General features: G+C 48.7%; 19 protein-coding genes. 14 read left to right on the forward strand and 5 right to left on the reverse strand.

Annotated elements, in window-relative coordinates:
* From EJL91_RS24735 to tyrS, 8 genes are all read left to right on the forward strand, one after another.
* Nucleotides 1–264 (forward strand): hypothetical protein (locus tag EJL91_RS24735; RefSeq protein ID WP_423243464.1); only part of this gene is annotated, 264 nt, incomplete at its 5' end.
* A 395-nt stretch (nucleotides 265–659) separates the two neighbouring features.
* Nucleotides 660–1,319 carry a GntR family transcriptional regulator gene (locus tag EJL91_RS23985; RefSeq protein WP_125144509.1) on the forward strand — a complete coding sequence of 220 codons (660 nt, stop codon included), beginning with the start codon at nucleotides 660–662 and terminating at the stop codon, nucleotides 1,317–1,319.
* 242 nt (nucleotides 1,320–1,561) lie between these two features.
* Complete coding sequence (locus EJL91_RS23990) at nucleotides 1,562–2,371, forward strand: carbon-nitrogen family hydrolase (protein WP_243125552.1); 810 nt, start codon at nucleotides 1,562–1,564, stop codon at nucleotides 2,369–2,371.
* On the forward strand, nucleotides 2,364–3,056 hold the full coding sequence (locus tag EJL91_RS23995) for a DUF2848 family protein (RefSeq protein WP_125144510.1): 693 nt from the start codon (nucleotides 2,364–2,366) through the stop codon (nucleotides 3,054–3,056). Before EJL91_RS23990 ends, EJL91_RS23995 begins: the two co-directional genes overlap by 8 nt.
* Before the next feature lies 1 nt (nucleotide 3,057).
* Nucleotides 3,058–4,125 carry a TRAP transporter substrate-binding protein gene (locus tag EJL91_RS24000; protein WP_125144511.1) on the forward strand — a complete coding sequence of 356 codons (1,068 nt, stop codon included), beginning with the start codon at nucleotides 3,058–3,060 and terminating at the stop codon, nucleotides 4,123–4,125.
* Between the two features lie 145 nt (nucleotides 4,126–4,270).
* Nucleotides 4,271–4,759: a TRAP transporter small permease gene (locus EJL91_RS24005; protein WP_125144512.1), complete on the forward strand. Its 489-nt coding sequence runs from the start codon at nucleotides 4,271–4,273 to the stop codon at nucleotides 4,757–4,759.
* 1 nt (nucleotide 4,760) lies between these two features.
* Nucleotides 4,761–6,029 carry a TRAP transporter large permease gene (locus tag EJL91_RS24010; protein ID WP_125144513.1) on the forward strand — a complete coding sequence of 423 codons (1,269 nt, stop codon included), beginning with the start codon at nucleotides 4,761–4,763 and terminating at the stop codon, nucleotides 6,027–6,029.
* 475 nt (nucleotides 6,030–6,504) lie between these two features.
* Nucleotides 6,505–7,728, forward strand: a complete 1,224-nt coding sequence (gene tyrS / locus EJL91_RS24015) for a tyrosine--tRNA ligase (protein ID WP_125144514.1) — start codon at nucleotides 6,505–6,507, stop codon at nucleotides 7,726–7,728.
* Between the two features lie 133 nt (nucleotides 7,729–7,861).
* On the opposite strand, the gene EJL91_RS24020 is transcribed toward tyrS, so the two are convergent.
* The 3 genes from EJL91_RS24020 to EJL91_RS24030 form a co-directional block, all read right to left on the reverse strand.
* Complete coding sequence (locus tag EJL91_RS24020; protein ID WP_125144515.1) at nucleotides 7,862–8,605, reverse strand: ABC transporter permease; 744 nt, start codon at nucleotides 8,603–8,605, stop codon at nucleotides 7,862–7,864.
* The gene (locus tag EJL91_RS24025) at nucleotides 8,598–9,326 is read right to left on the reverse strand and encodes an ABC transporter ATP-binding protein (protein ID WP_125144516.1); all 729 of its coding nucleotides are present in this window, start codon (nucleotides 9,324–9,326) and stop codon (nucleotides 8,598–8,600) included. Before EJL91_RS24025 ends, EJL91_RS24020 begins: the two co-directional genes overlap by 8 nt.
* A 69-nt stretch (nucleotides 9,327–9,395) precedes the next feature.
* On the reverse strand, nucleotides 9,396–10,148 hold the full coding sequence (locus EJL91_RS24030; RefSeq protein WP_125144517.1) for a MerR family transcriptional regulator: 753 nt from the start codon (nucleotides 10,146–10,148) through the stop codon (nucleotides 9,396–9,398).
* A gap of 302 nt (nucleotides 10,149–10,450) precedes the next feature.
* Here EJL91_RS24030 and EJL91_RS24035 point away from each other — a divergent pair, with 302 nt between their 5' ends.
* Nucleotides 10,451–11,065 carry a DUF5780 domain-containing protein gene (locus EJL91_RS24035; protein ID WP_125144518.1) on the forward strand — a complete coding sequence of 205 codons (615 nt, stop codon included), beginning with the start codon at nucleotides 10,451–10,453 and terminating at the stop codon, nucleotides 11,063–11,065.
* Between the two features lie 241 nt (nucleotides 11,066–11,306).
* On the opposite strand, the gene EJL91_RS24040 is transcribed toward EJL91_RS24035, so the two are convergent.
* On the reverse strand, nucleotides 11,307–12,035 hold the full coding sequence (locus EJL91_RS24040) for a hypothetical protein (protein ID WP_125144519.1): 729 nt from the start codon (nucleotides 12,033–12,035) through the stop codon (nucleotides 11,307–11,309).
* A 180-nt stretch (nucleotides 12,036–12,215) separates the two neighbouring features.
* The gene (locus EJL91_RS24045; RefSeq protein WP_125144520.1) at nucleotides 12,216–12,776 is read right to left on the reverse strand and encodes a manganese efflux pump MntP; all 561 of its coding nucleotides are present in this window, start codon (nucleotides 12,774–12,776) and stop codon (nucleotides 12,216–12,218) included.
* Between the two features lie 386 nt (nucleotides 12,777–13,162).
* Between EJL91_RS24045 and EJL91_RS24050 the strand changes: the two genes are divergently transcribed.
* The 5 genes from EJL91_RS24050 (at nucleotide 13,163) to phoU (ending at nucleotide 17,522) form a co-directional block, all read left to right on the forward strand.
* Nucleotides 13,163–14,083 (forward strand): phosphate ABC transporter substrate-binding protein, encoded by a 921-nt coding sequence (locus EJL91_RS24050; protein WP_125144521.1) that lies wholly within the window; start codon nucleotides 13,163–13,165, stop codon nucleotides 14,081–14,083.
* Nucleotides 14,084–14,245: 162 nt separating this feature from the next.
* On the forward strand, nucleotides 14,246–15,184 hold the full coding sequence (pstC, locus tag EJL91_RS24055; protein ID WP_125144522.1) for a phosphate ABC transporter permease subunit PstC: 939 nt from the start codon (nucleotides 14,246–14,248) through the stop codon (nucleotides 15,182–15,184).
* Entirely contained in the window at nucleotides 15,174–16,043 is an 870-nt protein-coding gene (pstA, locus tag EJL91_RS24060; RefSeq protein ID WP_125144523.1) for a phosphate ABC transporter permease PstA, read from the forward strand. Before pstC ends, pstA begins: the two co-directional genes overlap by 11 nt.
* Before the next feature lie 12 nt (nucleotides 16,044–16,055).
* Nucleotides 16,056–16,811 carry a phosphate ABC transporter ATP-binding protein PstB gene (gene pstB, locus EJL91_RS24065; protein ID WP_125144524.1) on the forward strand — a complete coding sequence of 252 codons (756 nt, stop codon included), beginning with the start codon at nucleotides 16,056–16,058 and terminating at the stop codon, nucleotides 16,809–16,811.
* 48 nt (nucleotides 16,812–16,859) lie between these two features.
* Nucleotides 16,860–17,522 (forward strand): phosphate signaling complex protein PhoU, encoded by a 663-nt coding sequence (gene phoU / locus EJL91_RS24070; protein WP_125144525.1) that lies wholly within the window; start codon nucleotides 16,860–16,862, stop codon nucleotides 17,520–17,522.
* The last annotated feature ends 146 nt before the right edge of the window (nucleotides 17,523–17,668 follow it).

Raw genomic sequence — 17,668 nt, forward strand, 5'->3', positions numbered from 1 at the left:
AGAAGGGAGAAAAAGATTCCGGAGGGAACCTGGGAGTTCATTGGTACTTACCGAGGTCTTTTCGAGGTTAGTACCATTATGTACTCCAACGAGCGCGAGCGTTTCCCGCAGGAACTTTTTCTGCCCGGATTCCCCGCCCGCGACAACCTGACGCCCGGGACGAAAGACGCATCGATCCCCCTCACCACCCCGGCCCCCGGCCTGACGGCGGCGTCCTCATTTCTCAATCAAATCCCCATTTTACAGCGCAGGATGCCGATATAAATCACGGTTCACGCCGTGTCCGGTAACACGCTGCGGGATGCCCGGAAACGGCAAAAAACGCCGTTTCACGCTTGACAAAATTAGCATGGATGATATAATCAAAAAATAAGTAAAGGAAATTTTTACCTGACAACCGGCTCTGATAACTTCCCGCTGGGAATGACGCCGCCCTCCGTTATCGTCATAATTTGAGAGGCCGGGCAGCGGAGCCTGTTCATTCAATCAAGGCGGATACACGATAACTATCGTCCCTTGATACAGGAAACTGTGTCAGGGGATTTTTTTGAATCATTAAAAGTGTGCCCTTTCATTGCAAAGACAGAAAGCAGGGACAAAAGAATCAAGAGATACGGAATAAAATAAAACTAAAGTGAAAACGAATTGGGAGATGAAACGTGGTACAAAAAGCGCAGCCGTACAAATATCAGGTGTACGATGAAATTAAACGGGGGATACTCAAGGGACAATATATGCCGGGTGATGTGCTGACGGAGAGAAAACTGTCGGACGAGATGGGAATTAGCAGGACACCGATACGCGAGGCGATGCAGATGCTGGCCCACGATGGCTGGCTGGTGATGGAGACTTACAAGGGCGCCGTAGTCAGGGAGTTTGATCTTGAGTATGTACTGGAAGTATTAAAAATCAGGAAATCGCTGGAGATGCTGGCCGTGGAGGACGCAGTCCTGAATTTGACGGACCGGGACCTGGAGGAGCTGGAAGAGATAGCCCAATGCCAGAGGGATATGCTGAATCACTACGACGAATACGATTACATTGAGATGGATCGCAAATTCCATCAGAAGATTTATGAGCTGAGCCACAACAGGACGCTTCAGGGGCTGCTCAACAATTTTAATGACATTATTTCATTCTTCGGTATCCGCGCCCTGAAACAGAAGGAGCGGAAGATTACGACGATGGAAGAGCATCAGAAGATCCTGGATGCCGTTAAGAGACGGGATGCCGGTGCGGCGGTCCGTGCGATGGAAGATCACATGTCGAAAACATTTATCAATATCGAAGGCTATATGAAAGAACGCCGAAATCAGTAAAACCGGCCGGTGACGCCAGTTGCGCGAAGAACCGGCCTTCTTGCCATGGAAAAAATCATATCTGGTTTTTATCATTTACTGTTCATGTAAATTCTGCCTAAAAAATCACTTGGAAAGGAAAATAGCTTGACAATAATGCACAATTATGTTATCTTGTATCAAGTGGTATACCATATATCATATATAATATATCATATATCATGGCAAAAGTTAAAGAGGATAAAAAGGTAAGAGGTGGAGAAATGATGAAAGTCAGCATTGTTCAGATGGATGTGCGGCTTGCAGACCCGGAATACAATTTTTCCCATGCGGAAGAACTGATTCGGAAAGCAGCCGCCGAAAAACCGGATGTCATCTGTCTTCCGGAGACCTGGAATACGGGCTTTTTCCCCAGGGAAAACCTGGAGAGTCTGTCGGACCGGGATGGTAAAGAGGTTAAGAGAAGAATCGGTTCCCTGGCAAAGGAACTTGGAATTAATATTGTGGCCGGTTCCGTAGCCAATTTAAAACAGGACGGCATATATAATACGGCATACATATTTGACCGTGAAGGAAACTGCATTGGGGAGTATGACAAGACTCATCTGTTTACGCCCATGGGAGAACAGGATTTCTTTAAACTGGGCGATCATACCGTTAATTTTGAGCTGGACGGTGTCGCCTGTGCGATGGTTATCTGTTACGACATCCGTTTCCCGGAACTTATCAGAACCCTCACTCTGCGGGGCGTGGATGTCCTGTTTGTAGCTGCCCAGTGGCCGAGTCTTAGAAAAGGCCACTGGCAGGTATTAAACCGGGTGAGAGCGATTGAAAACCAGTGTTTTGTAGTCTGCGTCAATGCCTGCGGCACCGCGGGAGAAACAAAGTACGCAGGATATTCGGCAGCCATTGATCCGTGGGGCGAGACAATCGCCGGAGCGGGCGGGGCCGAGGAGGTAGTGTCTGCAGAGCTGGATCTCGACATGATTAAGGGAATCCGGGAGAGCATTAACATATACAGGGACAGACGGCCCGAAATCTACGATGTGAAAGGAAAAGCGAAAAATGAGTAAGATGAAATTCCGCGTTCTGACAAAGAACGGTGAAACAGAAAAAGAGATAAAGTACGACAGGGTATTTGCCATAGGTTATGCCGGCCGCAATATGGAAAAGACGATGGAACATATTAAAGAGCTGGAGGAACAGCTTGGGGTGCCTGCACCGAAGAAAATCCCGACGATTTTCCAGTGCGGCAACTATGTGCTGACCCAGGAACAGGACCTGCATTTTATCGGTGAAAAAACATGCGGGGAAGTTGAATACGTGATGGTTGTGACGGACGGAAAGCTTTATATCGGACTTGGAAGCGACCATACGGACCGCGAACTGGAGAGTGTAAGCGTTCCGAAGGCAAAGCAGATTTGTGCAAAACCGATCGGAACAGAGTTATGGGATTATGATGAATTAAAAGAACACTGGGAAACCATTAAGCTATATTCCTATCAGACGGTAGACGGAACAGAAATCCAGTATCAGCAGGGAACCCTGGCCGATATCATGGATCCGGCCATGATTCTCAAGGAACTGGAAGAGAGAGTGGGTGGCATTACGGACGCGGTGATTTATTCCGGTACGGTTCCGCTGACCGAAGGATTCCGTTATGGAACGAATTTCAGATGTGAGATGGCAGACGAGGTGTTGGGAAGAAAGTTATCATTAAACTACAATGTGATTACAGTGAGTGAGGAGGAACGGTAAGATGAGAAAGTTATTTCGGGCAGTATTGGCATCAGCAGTAATTGCGGCAGCGCTTACAGGCTGCGGCGGCAGTAAAGAGGGTACGCCGGCCGGCACGGAAGCGAAGAAAGAGGCGGCTGCGGCAAGCGGCGATGCAGCCCAGATTAAGGTGGCGACCGTCGGTAATGAAAAACACCAGTCTACCATAGCGGCAACGTATTTCAAGGACAAAATTGAAGAACTGTCCGGCGGCCAGGTCAAGGTGACGATTTACCCGAACGCTTCTTTAGGCAGCGAGCGTGAGGCAGCCGAGGGTGTAAAGCTGGGAACGCTGGAGATGACTATCGTCACCACGGACGGAACACTCCCGTCATGGGTATCGGATGTACAGCTTTTATCCATTCCATATTTATTTGAAAACAAAGAAGAAGCTTATTATATTCTGGACGAGGTACTTCAGCCGGAGTTTGAAAAACTGTTCGAGGCACAGGGATTTAAGCATCTGGGATTTTCAGAGCTGGGATTCCGTCATTTCACAAACAATGTGCGTGAAGTTGTAAAGGCATCCGATATGGAGGGACTCTCCATCCGTGTCCAGGAAGCAACCGTATGGTTCAGCCTGATGGACTGCTTAAAGGCAAGGGGAACGGCGCTTCCGTTTAACGAGCTTTATACGGCGCTTCAGCAGGGAACCGTGGACGGTCAGGAAAACCCTATCGTTTCCATCGCTTCTTCCGGTTTCGATGAGGTGCAGAAATACATGGTTCTGGACGGCCACACCTACGGTGCGGAGAGCGTTATCATGAACCTGGGCTTCTATGACAAACAGACGGACGAGGTGAAAGGCTGGATCGACGAGGCGGTTAAATATGCCATTGACGAGCAGAGAACGGCTGTGGACTCCATGGAAGCAGAGTATATGGAGCAGATTAAGAACAGCGGCGTGAAGGTCAGCGAACCGGACATCGAAAGCTTCAAAGAGGCGACAAAAGATTTCTATAAGAGGGATGAGATCAAGGAGCTTGTTAATCCGGAGCTGGTTGAGCTTGTAATGCAGAAGCTGGATGAGCACAAAAACAGCGGAAAATAATCCGGAACAGCACGGATGTAAATAAAACTGACATAAATAAATTTGACACAACAGAAAGAACGGGTGGTTACCGTTTGCAGTCCCGCGTTTTTAAACGGGGCTGTGAATGGTAACAACGGATGAGAAACGGATAGAGAGGTCGAGTATGAAAGTTATCAATCTAGTGGTGGATAATGTGATAAAAGCCGTGATGGCGGTCAGCGGTATTGTCCTGCTGGCGGTGACGTTCTGGCAGGTAGTCTGCCGGTATGTGCTGAAAGCGCCCCTGCCATGGAGCCAGGATATTATCAGGCTGAGTTTTACATACCTTGTATTTTGGGGAGCGGCTTACTGTGTACACGAAAAAGCAAATTTAAACGTAGATGTGTTTCTGGCGGCGCTTCCGAAGAAGATCGGAAAACTGGCGGAAATCATAATTAATGTGGTATTGATTGGATTTTTTGTCTTCCTGTTATATATGGGAATCCAGTTTGCACAGACAGGCACAACCCAGACGACGTCCTATCTGCCGATTCCGATGTCCTGGTATTACATGAGCATTCCAAGCGCTGCGGCGTTTATGATTTTTTACATGATTCAGATTCTGGTGGAGCAGGTGAAAGAACTGCTTGGCATGGGAAAGGAGGAACAGTAGGATGGCGCTGATTTTATTTCTGTTTGTATTATTTATAGCCGGAGTTCCGATTTGCTTTTCCCTTGGCTTAATCTCACTTTACGGAGTAGCGGCGGCCGGTTATCCCCTGTCCGTCATCACCCAGAGAATGTTCACCGGAGCGGACAGCATCTCCCTTATTGCCATTCCGCTGTTTATTCTGGCAGGAGGACTGATGGTCCAGGGAGGCATGTCCAGGCGTATCGTGGATTTTGCAGACGCCCTGATTGGCCATTTCCCCAGCGGACTTGCCATGGTCAGCATACTGGCCTGCATGTTTTTCGCCGCTATCACCGGTTCCGCTATTGCGGCTACCGCGGCAATCGGCGGTATCATGATTCCTCTGATGAAGGAAAAGGGCTATGAGAACACATTCTCGGCTCCCCTTTTGGCCTGCGGCGGTTCGATAGGGCCTGTTATCCCGCCCAGCATTCCGCTTCTGCTTTACGGAACAATGGCCAGCGTCAGCATCGGCAAGCTGTTTATCGGTGGATTTATTCCGGGTATTATCATGGGACTGGGCCTGATGGTTTACAGCTTCTATGTGGGTAAGAAACGCCACTATGTCGGACGTGAGCAGAAAGCGCCTGCAAGTGAGGTATTAAAAACAGGAAAAGACGCGCTGCTGGCGCTGATCATGCCGGTTATCATCATCGGAGGTATCATGAGCGGTATCTTCACAGCGACGGAATCGGGCGCTATCGCCTGCGTGTACTCCCTGATTATCGGAATATTTGTTTACCGTGAACTGAAGATTAAAAACCTCTGGGGCGTGTTTATCGACAGCGCCAAATCCACAGGCCAGGTTCTGATTGTCGTTGCTTTTGCATCCCTGTTCACCTGGATCATCACGGTTAACCAGGTTCCGCAGCAGGTCAGCGCATTCCTGACGGCCAACATCGGAAATAAATATCTGATGCTCCTTGTCATCAACATCGTGCTCTTAGTTGCAGGAACATTTATCGATACAACCAGCGCGCTGGTCATCTTTACCCCGCTGTTCCTCCCGATTGTACAGGGCCTTGGAATCGACCTTCTTCATTTTGGCCTTGTAATGACGGTTAACCTGACAATCGGTATGTGTACGCCTCCGCTGGGCGTCTGCCTGTTCGTGTCGGGGACAATCGCGGAAGTATCGCTGAAAGACCAGATGAAAGATTTACTTCCGATGCTGGCGGTTCTGTTGATTGTCCTGCTGATTATCACATACATACCGGCAACGGTTACATTCCTGCCTAACCTGATTGGATAGGGCTTGACAAACGGAAAAAAACTCCCTATAATGTCAAGTACTTAAACTTAATACCTAATAATAAAGGCATTGAGGGGAACAAGTAGTAATCTGCAGGACGCACAGAAAGCAGCCGGTCGATGAGAGGCGCGCAGGTTGGCAGACAGACGAATACATCCCGGAGCCGCGCACCCAACGGAATTGTTTAAGGATTTCCAAGTAGGCTGCGACGTATCAGGCACACGTTATCGTGCCGGAGTATCTTCTGTCCAAACAGCAGGATGTACTTACTGAGGCAGACAGTGCGAGCTGTTTGCAAATGAAGGTGGTAACACGGGATATTGCCCCGTCCTTTTAGCGAAGGACGGGGCTTTTTGCATTAACCGCTTAGTGAGGTTTTTTCGAACTTAGCGGTTAAGCACACCTGTGAAACGAGCGCGTCTTTTGCGCGACATTGAATATGGTGTTACAGCAAGAATGGAAAAGGAGAATAACGATGAAAATCTACGAAGAGTTAGTTGCCAGAGGCCTGATTGCCCAGGTAACAAACGAAGAAGAAATCAAAAACATGATTAACGAAGGAAAAGCCACATTTTACATTGGTTTTGACCCGACTGCGGACAGCCTTCATGTAGGCCATTTCATGGCGCTCTGCCTGATGAAACGTCTTCAGATGGCGGGAAATAAACCCATTGCGCTTTTAGGAGGCGGTACGGGAATGATCGGTGATCCGTCCGGCAGAAGCGATATGCGCCAGATGATGACGGTGGACACGATTCAGCACAACTGTGACTGCTTTAAGAAGCAGATGAGCCGTTTTATCGATTTCTCCGAGGGTAAGGCCATGATGGTAAATAACGCGGAGTGGCTGATGGACCTCAACTATGTGGAGCTGTTACGTGAAGTAGGGCCGCACTTCAGCGTAAACCGCATGCTGACGGCGGAGTGCTACAAGCAGAGAATGGAAAAGGGCTTAAGCTTCTTAGAGTTTAACTATATGATTATGCAGAGCTACGACTTCTATATGCTGTTCCAGAAGTACGGCTGCAACATGCAGTTCGGCGGCGACGACCAGTGGAGCAACATGCTGGGCGGGACTGAGCTGATCCGCCGTAAGCTGGGCAAGGACGCCCACGCCATGACTATCACCCTCCTTCTGAATTCCGAAGGCAAGAAGATGGGCAAGACACAGTCCGGCGCAGTATGGCTGGATCCGGAAAAGACAACTCCTTTCGAGTTCTACCAGTACTGGAGAAACGTGGGAGACGCCGATGTATTAAAATGCTTAAGAATGCTTACCTTCCTTCCGCTCGAGCAGATTGATGAGATGGATAAATGGGAAGGCAGCCAGCTCAACACGGCGAAAGAAATCCTGGCATATGAGCTTACCAAGCTGGTACACGGCGAGGAGGAAGCAGAGAAGGCAAAAGAGGCGTCCAGAGCGTTATTCTCAAGCGGAAATGCTGCCGATATGCCGACGGCCGAGCTTACAGAGGAAGATTTTACAGGGGATGAGATCGATATTCTCACAATTCTCCAGAAATCCGGTCTGGCTCCGTCGCGTTCCGAGGCAAGGAGAAACGTGGAGCAGGGCGGCGTGGCTGTGGACGGCGAGACGGTAAAGGATACAAAGGCCGTATTTACAAAGGCACAGCTCTCAGGGGACGGAGTCGTTGTAAAACGCGGTAAGAAGAACTTTAAAAAGGTAGTATTAAAATAAGGTGGTCCTAAATTAAGACATCTCTAAACTAAGACATCCTTTAACTAAGACATTTTAATAGAAATGCGTAATTAATTAAAAAGCGCCGGGAAAGCTGCAAATTTGGCTTTCCCGGCGCTTTTTGGCCCTGTGTTTATTCCCATTTGAAAAACAGGAGCGAAATTCCGCCGCAGACAACGGCAATCACAACCATCACAATCAGAGGAACCGTTACATTTTCAAGCGGCAGGCCGAGTGATGTGGCTTTTAAGAGCTTGATTCCCTGGGTCAGGGGCAGCACACCGGCAAGCTTTTGCAGAACCGGGGGCATCACCTCATACGGCAGCGTGGCGCCGGAAAAAATCAGCATTGGAAAATACAAAAGACTTGCAAGGATACCGGCAATTTTAGCATTTGGAGATACGCCTCCCACCATCATTCCGATGCTGAACATGGAGAGCATGACAAGGAAAAATGTGCCGATAAACGGAAAAAAGTCTCCCTTAAGGCGCATGCCGAAAAACAGGGTGGAAACCAGATAGACTAACGCCAGTGCGATCAGCGAATAAATCATATAGATGGATACCTGCACCGACAGCAGAAGGACCGGGCTGGAGGGCGTGATTTTAAAACGCTTGAGAATTTTCTTCTGCCGGTAATCGGAGATTACAAGCGGCAGGCCCATAACGCCTCCGGCGCAGACTGCGATTGTAGAGACGGCGCCGAAGGACTGTTCTAAAAAGGTATAATCCGCACCGGGAGAGGCTGGTTTTCCGCCATATATGATTCCCATCAGCGCGGTCACAACCACCGGCATGCAGATGGCAAAAATGATCATGTCTATTCCGCGGAAAGAAAGTTTCAGCTCTGTTTTTAACATCGTAATAAATTTATTCATTTTCGTCTTTCTCCTCTCCTGTAAACCAAAGATAGGCATCTTCCAGCCTGTCATAGGGGCTTTTTTCAACTGCTTCGGCCACCGTGCCGCAGAAAACAAATTCCCCATCCTTTAAAATACCGATTCTATCGCAGAGTTCCTCCACCTCATCCATGAAATGGGAGGTTAAAAAGACGGTCAGTCCCTTTCCCTTCAGTTCCTGAAGGCTTTTCCATACACTCCTTCTGGCTTTTGTGTCGAGTCCCGTGGTCAGCTCGTCCAGAAATACGACCCGCGGATTCGGGATCAGCGCCAGAACAATGAAGAGCCGCTGTTTCTGGCCGCCGGACAGTTCACTTACCGGACTTGATTTCTTTTCCGCAAGGCCGAACTGCTTAAGAAGTCCGTCATAATCTGCCGGGGATTTGTATAGGCAGGCTGTCTCCTCACATAACTCGTTTACCTTGATTTTATCAGGATAATTTGCTTCCTGGAACTGGACGCCGACCTGTTCAAACAGTTTTTTACGTTCCTTCTGCGGATTCATCCCCAGGATGGAGATTTCTCCCCGGTCGGCTTTCCTGGTGCCTAAAATACACTCGATGGTTGTGCTCTTTCCTGCGCCGTTTGCGCCGAGGAGACCATAAACTTCGCCTCCCGCAACGGTTATGTCAATCTTCTTGATTACGTTTAGTGTGCCGTAGGATTTTTCCAGACCGGACACCCTGATGGTTGTCTGCATACCATACCCTCCTTTATTTGATAAAGAGAGGATATCACAAGGAGAAAAGGTGGTGGGTAAATGGAGGCTTTACAATTTCATCTTCTCCATTTTCTCGATCCGGGTGAGTACATAGTTCATATTGCTTTTGGCATCCGCAAGGGAGGAGAGCAGCTTGTCGCAGGCGGTAATCACGTCTTCATCCGGCGCGGGCGTGTCGATCTTTTCGCGGATACTGGCAGAAGGATTTACATCGAGGGACGACAGCATCCTCAGAATTGACGTCAGTGAGTAGTTAGCGCACCGCAGGGAACGTATCATTTTAAGACGTTCGATATCCTCATAAAAATAAGCGCGGTACCGGTTTTCTCTGCGTTTTACGGTAATGAGACCGTTGAGTTCCCAGTTGCGGAGGGTGTCCATTGAGATTTGTAAAAGTTCTGCCGCTTCCTTACGGGTATAGACGGAACCGTCCTTTTGTGAGACGGATGCCGCGCCTTTCAGAATCTGTCCGGCAATAGCGATGGCCTCCTCCGCATGTCTTATTTCCAGTTCCACCTGCTCTAGATAGCGCGCCGCCTTTTGCCTGGCATCCCGGTAATCTCCTGCAGCGGACACTTTGATGATCTCCACCGCCTGTTTTCTGAGGCCGTTCTGCAGCACCTCCGCCCGGAGAGCGGCCCTGGCCAGCCGGAACTGCTCAATGTGCAGCTCGGTAAAGACCCGGTAACCATTACTCATGCGTTCAGGGGCCGGAATCAATTTACACTGTTCATATAAACGTACGGTATTTACATGGATACCGATGATTTTTGCCACTTCATTTGTTTTGTAAGTTTTCATATATGGATACCTCCGTCTCCATCATACTACAAAAAATAAGGCTGGTGTATTAGTGTAGGGTTTTATTATAACCGGATTTTAAGGTTATTGTTCACAGGTAGTATTCCGTGAGGCGTTTTTTGCCATTTCTGTGCATCGCGTAGCGTGTTATTGTTCAAAGCGCAATACGGTGTGAACAGTAATATTTTAAGCTCTGCATTATTCTGTATTATACTTTGTTAAACGGGTTGAATGTATGGTTCCTGATGTGATAAGATAACGGTAGAAAACAGGAGACATAAGGCAGGGAAAGGGGGAGCGCCATGACGAAACACAAGTTAATGCCGAGAACCGCCGTGCTGATTACCGGCATTCTGGCAGCGGTTTTACTTGGTAGTGCGTTAAGCGCCGCAGCGAATACCGGAACCGGGGCTCTAAATGAGCCGGTATCTTCGGAGCAGACCGTTATCTATGAAAATGTGGAAATGCGCAGGTATGAAGGGAAGAGCGGCCATCCCTATATCCATGACATTAAAACAAACGGAACGGATCGGGGAATAGCGGGATTTAAGCAGGGAAAATTAGCGTTTGACCGTGACGGCAATCCCCTGAAAATTGACTGGTGGAGCCTGGACACCGATTTGGAATATGAATATTTCTATCTTTATGAGGACGATTCATCCGGACTTGCCGCCGGCGGGACGGAAGATGTATTTGGCGGCTGGTCGCTGAATCTCATGGGTAACGACGATACTGCGGCAGATATTTCCTATATACTTTATTGCGATAAACAGATTATGTTTGAGGATGGAACCGTATGGGATAACCCGGATTTTGAGAGTTGGCTTTCCACTTACTGCGGTAAAAAGACGGATGTTAAAGTTTTGGAAAATTACTATCCTTACGTGGAAAAGATAGATTTTAATGATGCAAAATAATGCCAAAGAGCGCGGAAAAGGAAATTGCTCCGGGAACAATGCGGCTCTCTGATACGGAAACGGTGACGGGGATGCTATCAGGGCTTTAAGAAAGACGGATATAGAAGATAAATAAGATAAATAAAGACACATAACGGCAAATAAAGAAAAGGCCTCCTGCATAATACTGGGAGTCCTTTCTTTATTTGTCTTTATTATTGTGAAAATGCGGCCGTACTGCGAGGCAGCGGCTGATAAAAAATTACTGCAGCGCTATTCTGTCTGTCAAAACCGGATCGGAGGCCGGTCCGGAGGAATTCTGTTCGGCAGAGCCGCCGCCCGGGAAGATGACAACCTTTGAGGCGTGAATAATTTCATTGCCGGAAGCGTCGGTCATATTTCGATCGGGCCATACAAGACAGGCAGTGCCGGATGTAAGATCTTCCGGAGTAACAATATTTCTGGTCAGGTAGGGCAGGACGGTGGTTTCGCTGTCAATGCCATAGACCATACCGCGTTTTGTTGTAAGCTGCCAGCCTGATTCACTGTTTCCGGTAAGCGTAACGGCCGTTTCATAGGACGGAGCGGCAAAACCGGCTGGGAGCTGGCAGATAATCATCTCGGCGTGGGACTGCGGAGGCAGGCTGAGGGCCATGGCCGGACTTATGTAGGCATAAACCATCTCTCCGTCCTTCAGGGAATCGGCAGATACGGGATAACCGTTCAGGGCATCCAGAATCCGTGTTTCATCTGAGATGTTCAGAACCAGTGAGTCAAGGGTCGTGTCTCCCTGAATATTATTGAGCATCAGGCGCTCGCCCTCATGGGAAACCGTACCATAGACACGGTACAGATCGAGAGAACTCTGGCCGTCCTCAGCAGCTATGGCTTTGACCGGACTTGAAAATGCCATCAGCACGGTGGCTGCGAGCGCTCCAAGAAGCAGAGGCGCCTTTCTGGTGATAAATGCAGATAATCTGAAATTCTTCATACAAATCTTCTCCTTATCATCTTAAAATAGTCTAATAAAATCGTGATACCCTCATTTTACCAGAAAACGGGTAAGAATGGGGGCATTTAAAAGAAATGTCAGGAAATCTTCGGATATTACCGTTTCCTTAACTTTTTTAACGGAAGGAATAAACATCTCCGCTTAGTAAAGTAAATCCGATCAGAAGAATAGATGCTCTATCAGGATTTTCGCACCCATTACAATAAGGATAACGCCTCCTGCAAATTCGGCCTTTGATTTGTATTTCATACCGAAAAGATTGCCGGCCTTGACGCCTGCGACGGAGAGCAGGAAAGTGATAATACCGATAAAGGAAACAGCCGGCACAATATGGACACTCAGGAAGGCAAGGGTAACGCCGACGGCCAGAGCGTCGATGCTGGTAGCGACTGCAAGCACTGCCATGGTTTTAAAATCCACGGAGGGATCAAGCTCTTCCTCGTCGCATCGGCAGAAAGATTCCTTTACCATATTGGCACCGATGAGGACCAGCAGGATAAATGCAATCCAGTGATCCACAGAGGTGATGGCCTCCTTAAAATGGTAGCCGAGAAAATAACCAATCAGCGGCATTCCGGCCTGGAATCCGCCGAAATAGAGGCCGATAATAAGAGCATGTTTTTTATTCAGGCGCTGCATGGAAAGTCCCTTACAGACTGCGACGGCAAATGCATCCATAGAAAGACCCACGGCGAGGATAAATAGTTCAATTAATGACATAGGAGATCCTCCTGTTCGTTTATTGATATGCGGGAAGCCGGCTGTCTCATGCGAAAAGAAAAGACTTATCTGCAGCATGAACCGCAGATAAGTCTCATTATTTAAAGTTAAGCCAGATATTTCTATCAGTATGTTGGCCAAACTACACAAGCGTGCTAACTACTCCCCTATCTCTGTACGATTTTATAGGAAGTGAGAAAAAAAGTCAACAGGGAAATGGGTGAAAACTTGCTTTTGACTTGACATAATTGAGCGAAAATATTACCTCCCTTTTACATTTCCTATACAGAATCATGATTTCCCCTTTTCCGTAAATGTCTTATACTGCGAATTGTAAAACAAATGAGTGAGCATGAAATGAGTTTAAAGGAGAAAAGAGGATCATTATGAAAAAAAGATTTCAGAAATCAATAGCAATTTTAGGCGCGGCAGTTTTAATGATGGGGCTTGCAGGATGCAGTTCTTCTTCTGAAGCACCGTCCACAGCAGCTCCGGCGGCAGATACGAGTGAAGCTCAGGCAGCGGATACAGAGGCGGCGGATACGGAAGCGGCAGAGGCTCAGGGCGATTTGAGCGGTTCCATTACACTGGCAGGTTCCACTTCCATGGAGAAATTTTCCAACGCTCTTGCAGAGGCCTTTATGGAGAAATATCCTGACGTGACGGTGCAGGCCGAGTTTACAGGATCTTCCGCAGGTGTCGAAGCGGTTCTGGGCGGACAGAGTGATATCGGAAACTCTTCCAGAAACTTAAAAGATGAGGAGAAGGGAAAGGGAGCTGCAGAAAATATTGTGGCAATCGACGGAATTGCGGTAGTGACGGATCCGGCCAACACAGCGGCAGACCTTACGAAAGAGCAGCTTATCAATATCTATAACGGTACAATCACAAACTGGAAGGACGCAGGCGGGGCGGATCAGCCTATCGTAGTGGTAGGACGCGAGGCAGGTTCCGGTACAAGAGGCGCTTTTGAGGAGATTCTCAAACTGGAGGACGCCTGCAAATATGCCAACGAGCTGGATTCCACAGGCGCTGTTATGGCTAAGGTAGCTTCCACACCGGGCGCTATCGGATATGTGTCACTCGATGTAATTGATGACACGGTTAAGGTTCTGACATTAGACGGAGTGGAGGCCAATGAGGCGAATATTAAAACAGGTGATTACTTCTTAAGCCGCCCGTTCGTTATGGCGACCAACGGCGAGATTTCCGCCCAGAGCGACCTGGTAAAGGCATTATTTGACTATGTGTATTCCGCTGAGGGTGACGAGCTTATCCAGTCCGTGGGGCTTATCACGACAAAATAAAAAAAGTGAATCAGACAGATAAAGAGACATCATATCGGGCCGCTGTAACTGAGAGCAGAAAGCTTGAAAAAGCGAAGCTTCAAACTTGGTACGGCGGCCTGCGCCGTTGTCGTCGGGGGTGCGCCGTCATTCCTGATTTTATCCGGATAGAAGGAGAAACATATGCATGAGAAAAACTTTTCCATTTTTGGCGGCCATAAGAGTAAATCGGCTGTAGAAAAAGGGGCGGAAGTTATTTTTACCGCCTGCGGCCTGCTGGCAGTCATAGCGGTATTTTCCATTACGTTATATATGATTATCAGCGGTACACCGGCTCTCTTCAAGGTGGGGATTCTCGATATTCTTTTTGGGAGTGTCTGGAAACCGACGGCGGATCCTGCTATGTTTGGAATCCTCTATGTGATTCTCACTTCCATTGTGGGCACCTTTATGGCGATTCTGATCGGTGTGCCGATAGGCGTTTTTACGGCTATCTTTCTGGCGGAGGTGGCGCCTCCGAAGCTGGCCGCCTGTGTCCGGCCGGCCGTGGAGCTGCTGGCCGGGATTCCGTCGGTTATTTACGGCCTTTTGGGAATTCTAATCCTGAATCCTCTGATGTACAAACTGGAACTTAAGTTATTCGCCGGTTCCACGACCCATCAGTTCACAGGGGGAGCTAATCTGATTTCAGCGGTGTTAGTGCTGGCGGTCATGATTCTTCCGACCGTTATAAGCATCACGGAATCGGCGCTCCGGGCGGTGCCGAAGCATTTAAAAAGCGCGTCACTGGCGCTCGGCGCAACACATATCCAGACTATTTTCAAGGTGCTGGTTCCCGCGGCCAGATCAGGTATTATCACGGCGGTTGTACTGGGCTGCGGCCGGGCAATAGGAGAGGCCATGGCCATCAGCCTTGTATCGGGAAGCTCCGTGAACCTTCCGCTTCCATTTAACTCCGTCCGGTTCCTGACGACCGCGATTGTGGCGGAAATGTCATATTCCCAGGGACTCCACAGAGAGGTCCTTTTCACAATCGGACTGGTGCTCTTTGTATTTATCATGTTTATTAATACGGTACTGACCCGCATGTTCCAGAAAGGAGGGGCGGAGAATGACAGGTAACGCAAGCATTTACAACAAAAAGACCCGCGCTTCCGATCAGGCGCTCACGGTGCTTATTTATCTGGCGGCCGTCATAGCCATCAGCATCCTTGTGGGAATCATGGGGTATGTATTTGTGAGAGGCATCCCGCAGATTTCCTGGCAGTTTCTTTCCACGGTCCAGAGCGCAAGAAAAGGGACGTTCGGAATCCTGGGAAATATCGTAAATACGCTGTACATTATTGTGATGACACTGGTTATTGCGGCTCCCGTGGGAATCGGCTCGGCCATCTACCTGAACGAGTACGCAAAGCCGGGAAAAATGGTGAGAACGATTGAATTTACAACGGAAATCCTTTCGGGGATCCCGTCTATTATATTCGGCCTGTTCGGCATGGTGTTTTTTGGTTCCGCGCTGAAGCTTGGATACTCCGTGCTGACCGGATCTTTTACCCTGACTCTGATGGTTCTTCCGCTTATCACGAGGAGCACCCAGGAGGCATTAAAGACGGTGCCCGACAGTTACCGTTCAGGGGCGCTCGGGATTGGCGCGACGAAATGGTATATGATCAGAACCATCCTGCTGCCCAGCGCGGCTCCCGGAATTTTAACCGGAATTATTCTTTCGGTCGGACGTATTGTGGGAGAGTCGGCGGCGCTCCTTTTCACGGCAGGGAGCGGTTTCCAGCTTCCCAAGGATCTGTTCGGTAAACTGTTTGAATCCAGCGGCACGCTGACAATCCAGTTATACCTGTCCATGCAGAAAGCAAAATATGATCAGGCTTTTGGCATTGCGGTCGTGCTGCTCGTAATCGTCCTGGGCATCAACCTCCTGACCAGATATCTGACGGGGAAATTCGATGTGACGAGGCTTAAATAGATGGAGGAAAGTATGGAAACCAAGATTGTTACCACAGATTTGAACCTGCATTACGGTTCCAACCACGCACTGAAAAATATCAACCTGGATATTTATACAAATAAAATTACCGCATTGATCGGACCGTCCGGCTGCGGAAAGTCTACTTACCTGAAGACATTAAACAGGATGAATGACCTGGTGGACGGTGTAAAAATAGACGGCAGGGTGCTGATAGACGGGGAGGACATTTACGATCCCAAGGTGGATACGACGCTTTTACGTAAAAAGGTGGGTATGGTATTCCAGCAGCCTAATCCGTTTCCCATGAGCATCTATGATAACATTGCCTACGGGCCGAGAATCCATGGCGTTAAAAGCAAAGGCCAGTTAGATGAAATTGTGGAGCAAAGCCTTAACGGAGCGGCCCTCTGGGACGAGGTCAAAGACAGGCTTAAAAAATCGGCGCTTGGACTTTCGGGAGGCCAGCAGCAGAGACTCTGCATCGCCAGAGCGCTGGCCGTGGAGCCGGAGGTCCTTCTGATGGATGAGCCGACATCGGCACTGGATCCGATTTCCACACTGAAAATTGAAGATTTAATGGATGAGCTGAAGCAGAAATATACGGTGGTGATTGTTACCCATAATATGCAGCAGGCAACCCGTATCGCGGACTACACCGCATTTTTTCTGGTGGGTGAGGTAATAGAATATGCCCCGACAAGCGAGCTGTTCTCACATCCGGCAAAGAAAAAAACGGAAGATTATATTACGGGACGTTTCGGCTGATGACGGCTTGACGGCGTTTATCCGGTAAGCAGATTAGGAGGTAATAAAATGGCACCGAGAATGATGTTTGACCAGGAGCTTGCGGAGTTGAACAGCGAACTGGTAAAGATGAGCGGGATGGTGGAGAAGGCTATTTCGGACAGCTTCGAAGCCCTGAATAAAAAAGATTTTGTACTGGCGAAAATGGTGATTAACGGAGACCGGACGGTAGATGAGATGGAGCGCAAAATCGAGAGCAGATGTCTGTCCCTGATGCTCAGGCAGCAGCCCGTGGCGCGCGATTTGCGGCACATATCAACAGCCCTCAAGGTGGTGACGGATCTGGAACGGATTGGGGACCACGCTGCGGACATTGCGGAGCTGACGATCAGGATGAGCGATAACCGCTCATTTGTCGGCGTAAAGCACCTGCCGGCCATGGTAGACAATGTAAAAGCCATGCTGCGCGATGCCATCCACGCGTTTATAGAGCGTGATACGCAGGCCGCGGAGCAGATAGAGCTGAGGGATGATATCATAGACGCCTATTTTGATAAAGTAAAAAATGAGGTGGTTGAGCTGCTGCAATCCGATTCTTCACAGTCGGATATGGCGGTGGATCTCCTGATGCTTGCCAAATATCTGGAACGGATCGGGGGTCATGCGGGCAATGTATGCGAGTGGACGGAATTTTCCGATACTGGAACTTTAAACAGTGTTCCTATTCTGTAGGCCGCATAGCGCTATATTACATCTTTGCGCGAGTGGGCAGCCCGCCCGGATGGCTTTTATATCACAGGAGCATTTCTTATAATATAAAAAAAGACAGGGCCGGCGTCTGATGGGGAATCAGGCGTCGGCCCTGTGCTTCATTGTGA

The organism is Clostridium transplantifaecale (genome assembly GCF_900626075.1).
Classification (GTDB): domain Bacteria; phylum Bacillota; class Clostridia; order Lachnospirales; family Lachnospiraceae; genus Otoolea; species Otoolea transplantifaecalis.

Excerpts from the sequence above, each read along its gene's own strand:
- EJL91_RS23990 (WP_243125552.1), top strand. The coding sequence starts at position 1,562 with ATGATGAAAGTCAGCATTGTTCAGATGGATGTGCGGCTTGCAGACCCG.
- EJL91_RS23995 (WP_125144510.1), top strand. The coding sequence starts at position 2,364 with ATGAGTAAGATGAAATTCCGCGTTCTGACAAAGAACGGTGAAACAGAA.
- EJL91_RS24000 (WP_125144511.1), top strand. The coding sequence starts at position 3,058 with ATGAGAAAGTTATTTCGGGCAGTATTGGCATCAGCAGTAATTGCGGCA.
- EJL91_RS24005 (WP_125144512.1), top strand. The coding sequence starts at position 4,271 with ATGAAAGTTATCAATCTAGTGGTGGATAATGTGATAAAAGCCGTGATG.
- EJL91_RS24010 (WP_125144513.1), top strand. The coding sequence starts at position 4,761 with ATGGCGCTGATTTTATTTCTGTTTGTATTATTTATAGCCGGAGTTCCG.
- tyrS (WP_125144514.1), top strand. The coding sequence starts at position 6,505 with ATGAAAATCTACGAAGAGTTAGTTGCCAGAGGCCTGATTGCCCAGGTA.
- EJL91_RS24020 (WP_125144515.1), bottom strand. The coding sequence starts at position 8,605 with ATGAATAAATTTATTACGATGTTAAAAACAGAGCTGAAACTTTCTTTC.
- EJL91_RS24025 (WP_125144516.1), bottom strand. The coding sequence starts at position 9,326 with ATGCAGACAACCATCAGGGTGTCCGGTCTGGAAAAATCCTACGGCACA.
- EJL91_RS24030 (WP_125144517.1), bottom strand. The coding sequence starts at position 10,148 with ATGAAAACTTACAAAACAAATGAAGTGGCAAAAATCATCGGTATCCAT.
- EJL91_RS24035 (WP_125144518.1), top strand. The coding sequence starts at position 10,451 with ATGACGAAACACAAGTTAATGCCGAGAACCGCCGTGCTGATTACCGGC.
- EJL91_RS24040 (WP_125144519.1), bottom strand. The coding sequence starts at position 12,035 with ATGAAGAATTTCAGATTATCTGCATTTATCACCAGAAAGGCGCCTCTG.
- EJL91_RS24045 (WP_125144520.1), bottom strand. The coding sequence starts at position 12,776 with ATGTCATTAATTGAACTATTTATCCTCGCCGTGGGTCTTTCTATGGAT.
- EJL91_RS24050 (WP_125144521.1), top strand. The coding sequence starts at position 13,163 with ATGAAAAAAAGATTTCAGAAATCAATAGCAATTTTAGGCGCGGCAGTT.
- pstC (WP_125144522.1), top strand. The coding sequence starts at position 14,246 with ATGCATGAGAAAAACTTTTCCATTTTTGGCGGCCATAAGAGTAAATCG.
- pstA (WP_125144523.1), top strand. The coding sequence starts at position 15,174 with ATGACAGGTAACGCAAGCATTTACAACAAAAAGACCCGCGCTTCCGAT.
- pstB (WP_125144524.1), top strand. The coding sequence starts at position 16,056 with ATGGAAACCAAGATTGTTACCACAGATTTGAACCTGCATTACGGTTCC.
- phoU (WP_125144525.1), top strand. The coding sequence starts at position 16,860 with ATGGCACCGAGAATGATGTTTGACCAGGAGCTTGCGGAGTTGAACAGC.